The sequence below is a fragment of the Mycobacterium sp. genome, assembly GCF_008709575.1.
GTDB lineage: Bacteria > Actinomycetota > Actinomycetes > Mycobacteriales > Mycobacteriaceae > Mycobacterium.
In genome coordinates, this window is sequence record NZ_VYIK01000333.1 from 1 (window position 1) to 704 (window position 704).

1 pseudogene is annotated in these 704 nt (G+C 62.6%); it reads left to right on the forward strand.

Going from position 1 to position 704, the window contains the following annotated elements:
- Positions 1 to 285: 285 nt before the first annotated feature.
- Positions 286 to 704 (forward strand): annotated as a pseudogene (locus F6Q13_RS18780) (IS21 family transposase); the annotation flags it as partial.

Sequence of the window (704 nt, forward strand, 5' to 3'; positions counted from 1 at the left end):
CAAATATCAACCACCACAATGGATTACCGCACACACCCAAGCACCGAAGCTCGCCCGCAAATCAGGCCCTACGCTCGATCAGTGCGGAAAACGGGGCTAGCGCCGAACAGTTCGTCGGCCGGGGTGTCGACCGCCACCGTGATGGGGCCGCTTTGACCATGGTTTAGCCAGTCTCATTGGGCCACTCGTTTGCCAGTGATGGGACCACCGGCGTGTCGTCGCCGGGGTCGCTCGATCACTGAGTCGGATCGCTTCATGTGGATCGATGTGAAGGAGGTCCGCTGAATGTTTCGGGAGGTTTCGGTGATCGAGGTACGCGAGCTGTTGCGGGTGTGGATGTCGGGGGCCGGCTTGCGCCGGGTGGCTGTCATGGTCGGGGTGGACCGCAAGACCGCGCGCGATTATACGAACGCGGCGGTGTTGGCGGGGCTGGACCGCGACGGTGATCTGGAGCAGCTCACCGACGAGCTGATCGGGGCGGTGATCGAGGCGGTGCGGCCGGGCCGGCCAGATGGCCACGGTGCGATGTGGGAGTTGTTGTGTGCCAACCATGATCAGATCGTCAAGTGGGTCGAAAAGGGGCTGACGGTAGTCAAGATCGGTGACCTGCTGGCACGTCAAGGCATTATGGTTCCGCAGCGGACCCTGCACCGGTACTGTACCGAACGCACCGATTATCGGGGTCGTGGAACGGCTGGCACGGT